Origin of the sequence: Mesorhizobium sp. M7A.T.Ca.US.000.02.2.1, assembly GCF_003996995.1 — a bacterium.
Classification (GTDB): Bacteria; Pseudomonadota; Alphaproteobacteria; order Rhizobiales; family Rhizobiaceae; genus Mesorhizobium.
On the sequence record NZ_RZTT01000508.1, the window covers coordinates 1 to 3,793 of the forward strand.

At 63.2% G+C, this 3,793-nt stretch carries 3 protein-coding genes; 1 reads left to right on the forward strand and 2 read right to left on the reverse strand.

Annotated features, from left to right (window positions below; genetic code table 11):
- Nucleotides 1–96 precede the first annotated feature (96 nt).
- Nucleotides 97–789 (reverse strand): DUF1223 domain-containing protein, encoded by a 693-nt coding sequence (locus tag EOD15_RS30415; protein ID WP_127319763.1) that lies wholly within the window; start codon nt 787–789, stop codon nt 97–99.
- Nucleotides 790–936: 147 nt separating this feature from the next.
- Nucleotides 937–1,989: a TadE/TadG family type IV pilus assembly protein gene (locus EOD15_RS30420; RefSeq protein ID WP_127319761.1), complete on the reverse strand. Its 1,053-nt coding sequence runs from the start codon at nt 1,987–1,989 to the stop codon at nt 937–939.
- 258 nt (nt 1,990–2,247) lie between these two features.
- On the opposite strand from EOD15_RS30420, the gene lepA reads away from it, so the two are divergent.
- A partial coding sequence (gene lepA / locus EOD15_RS30425; protein ID WP_127409126.1) for a translation elongation factor 4 occupies nt 2,248–3,793 on the forward strand: 1,546 nt, incomplete at its 3' end.

A 3,793-nucleotide genomic window follows, 5' to 3' on the forward strand; every position in this document is an offset into this window, starting at 1 on the left:
TCTCCTTGGGTTGGTCGTGAAGGCGCGCCCTCTTGGCGGCCGTGCTATGCGGCGCCGCTCCATGCGGCGTTGCGCAATCTCTTGTTGAAGCGTGATCTAGTTTGTCGCGGCGGCCAGGATCGGTCCGCCACCGGGCGACTGCACGAGCACGGCGGTGCTCAGGCCGCCGGATGTGGCGGGCAGCGGATACGTCGCGGCCGCGCCGGTCCAGCCGCCGAGTTTTTCGAGCGCATGCACGACATTGGCGTGCGGCAAGGTGCGGCCGGTGTTTTCGCCGCGCGACACCGGCACCTCGACGACGCCCTTGGCATAGTGCACCAGCCAGACATCGGCGTGGCCGCCAGGTGCGGCGCCGGCGCCGATGCTGATCTTGCCGCCATCGAGGGACAATGCCGGGCCACGCGTCCGGCCGCTCACCGAGATCAGCTTTTCGATCTCGCCGGGTGCGGCGCCGACGACATCGGCATGGCCGTTGACCACCACTTGCGGCGTGAACGGGCCGTCATGGCCGAGCGCCGGCTCGTAACTGACCTGGCGCCGGGTGAATTCCTGTTTTCCAAAAATGTCCTTCCAGCCGAGATAGTCCCAGTAGGTGACGTTGAACGACAGCGCCAGCACGCCGGGCTGGTCCTTGACCCTGATCAGATTGGCGTTGGCCGGCGGGCAGGACGAGCAGCCCTGGCTGGTGAACAGCTCGACCACGCTGAGCGGCTGCGCGGCCGCCGCACCGAGCGACGCCGCCAGCGCGAGCGCTGAGAGGCTGGACACTGTGACGAACTTGCGGGACATCGGCTTGCTCCGTGGGCAGCGGCGCCTGGAAGCACCGCTGATATCCCCACTTCGCCGCTGTCGGCGCCTTCGTTACAGCGCTCACATGTTTGTGATCGCTAGCGTTCTTCCTTCTCCCACAAGGGAAGAAGGCAAGAAGAGCAGCTTCTACTGCGTCAGCCGCGTGTTGTTGGGCCGCTTGTTGAAGTCGCACTTGCCGGTGACGTTGTAGAAGAAGTCGGCGTTGCTGACGGGCGCCGGGACCTTGTTGCCGCCGTCTTCCCAGGCCTGGTAGGCTGTCGAGCCACAAGGAACGAGGCCAAAGATATCAACGATCTGGCCGGTCGCCATTTCGGCCGGGGGGATGTCCTTGCTTGTCGAGCTATAGAGCCGGTTGGACGTGGCCGGATCGTTCGAATAGAGGTTTTGCGGATTGCCAGATGGGACGTTCATCTGCAGATATAGGCCAGCCATCTGGCTGACGTCGATTGAGGCACCGGCGGTGTTGCCGGCAGCCATCGTGTCGACACAGTAATATTTCGTGCCAAACTGGTCTGTGTTGAGCGTCACCCCGTCAGGCGCCTTTTTGCCGACCTTGCAAACCTGCGTCTGGGCAACCGTGGCGACGCCCAGACTGTCGATCTTGCTGACGGTGGTGGTGCCGTACCCTTTGGGATCCGTGCCGCCGCCGTATTTGTAATCGATCGTCATCAGAGGCTTGCCCTCTTTCGCACCGAACATCGTGCCGTAGAGCGTCATTGTCTTGTTCCAGTAGCCCGACACGCCGGTGACCTTGAAGGTCGCCTCCACCAAAGCTGGCGCCTTGTTCACCGCCGACGTGACGCCGATCGCCACCGTGGGGATACTGGCGATCTGCATGAACACGGTCTTCATGGCGAAACTCGCCGAGGCCTGCGCGGTGGCGGTGCCGTTGGCGCTGACGTCGAAGCTGTTCAAGGTCGCGGTGCCCTGTCCGCCGTTTTCTCTGTAGGTATCCTGGAGCACCACCTGGCGCTGCGGCTTCGTCGAGGCCGTGTCCATCGTGGTGATCGACAGGATCGCGGCGTCGAGTGCCGCCTGCTCGGTCGACCTGGTCTGAACCCCGGAGGTGTAGTCGACGGAAAAGCCGATCGCGGTGATCAGCGGTATCATGGCGAGAACAAGTATCGGTGCGAACGAGCCGCTCCGCGACTCGATAAAACTGCCTGCAAGCCCCCGCATGCCTTCGTCCTTACATGAGATATTTCCCCCCGCTAACATGCCGATCGCAAATTATGCTCTAACAGGCGTGGTTAAAATTTATCGATTTTTCGAGCAATCCGGGGGAAAAGGCGACAAGCGCCCGCACCGCTTGCCCGGCAGCCGCCTGCTCTGCCTTCCCGGCAGCGGCTGTACGGCTTGCCGGGCAACGGGCCGCACCAGATGTGCGGCGGCAGCCAGCCGCTTGCTCGGGCAAGCCACCCCTGCTAAACGCGCGCCATGAGCACGCCCCTCGACCATATCCGCAATTTCTCCATCGTCGCCCATATCGACCATGGCAAATCCACGCTTGCCGACAGGCTGATCCAGCTGACCGGCGGACTGGAGCTGCGCGACATGAAGGAGCAGGTGCTGGACTCGATGGACATCGAGCGCGAGCGCGGCATCACCATCAAGGCGCAGACGGTGCGGCTGAAGTACCACGCCAACAATGGCGAGGACTATATCCTCAATTTGATCGACACGCCCGGCCACGTCGACTTCGCCTATGAAGTGTCGCGTTCGCTGGCCGCCTGCGAGGGTTCGCTGCTGGTCGTCGATGCCTCTCAAGGCGTCGAGGCGCAGACGCTGGCCAATGTCTACCAGGCCATCGACAACAATCACGAGATCGTCGTCGTGCTGAACAAGGTCGACCTGCCGGCCGCCGAGCCCGAGCGCATCCGCGAGCAGGTCGAGGAGGTGATCGGCATCGACGCCTCCAACGCCGTGCTGATCTCGGCCAAGACCGGTCTCGGCATTCCCGACGTTCTGGAAGCCATCGTCCACCAATTGCCGCCGCCGCGCGAAGGTGACGCCACCGCACCCCTGAAGGCGATGCTGGTCGACAGCTGGTACGACGCCTATCTCGGCGTCATCGTGCTGGTGCGCGTCATCGACGGCGTTTTGAAAAAGGGCCAGACCATCCGCATGATGGGCACCGGCGCAAAACATCTGGTCGAGCGTACCGGCGTGTTCACGCCGGCCCGCATCAATGTCGACGAGCTCGGCCCTGGCGAATTCGGCTTCTTCACCGGCTCGATCAAGGAAGTGGCCGACACCCGCGTCGGCGACACCATCACCGAGGACAAGCGCACCACCGCCAAGGCGCTGCCCGGCTTCAAGCCGGCGCAGCCGGTGGTGTTCTGCGGCCTGTTCCCGGTCGACGCCGCCGATTTCGAGGATCTGCGCGCCGCGGTCGGCAAATTGCGCCTCAACGACGCCAGCTTCTCCTTTGAAATGGAAACCAGCGCGGCCCTCGGCTTCGGCTATCGCTGCGGCTTCCTTGGCCTGCTGCATCTCGAAATCATCCAGGAGCGGCTGGAGCGCGAGTTCAACCTCGACCTGATCGCCACGGCACCGAGCGTCGTCTACCGGCTGGCTCTGACCGACGGTTCGATGAAGGAGCTGCACAACCCGGCCGACATGCCCGACGTGGTGAAGATTTCGGCGATCGAGGAGCCGTGGATCCGCGCCACGATATTGACCCCCGACGACTATCTCGGTGGCATATTGAAGCTCTGCCAGGACCGGCGCGGCATCCAGGCTGACCTCTCCTATGTCGGCAAGCGCGCCATGCTGATCTATGATCTGCCGCTCAACGAAGTCGTCTTCGATTTCTACGACCGGCTGAAGTCGATCTCCAAGGGCTACGCTTCGTTCGACTATCACCTCACCGACTACCGGGAAGGCGACTTGGTGAAGATGTCGATCCTGGTCAATGAGGAGCCGGTCGACGCGCTCTCCATGCTGGTGCACCGCACGGCGGCGGAAAAGCGCGGGCGGCAGA

Bases quoted from the DNA above. Each gene is read 5' to 3' on its own strand.
- EOD15_RS30420 (WP_127319761.1), bottom strand. From the start codon at position 1,989: ATGCGGGGGCTTGCAGGCAGTTTTATCGAGTCGCGGAGCGGCTCGTTC.
- EOD15_RS30415 (WP_127319763.1), bottom strand. From the start codon at position 789: ATGTCCCGCAAGTTCGTCACAGTGTCCAGCCTCTCAGCGCTCGCGCTG.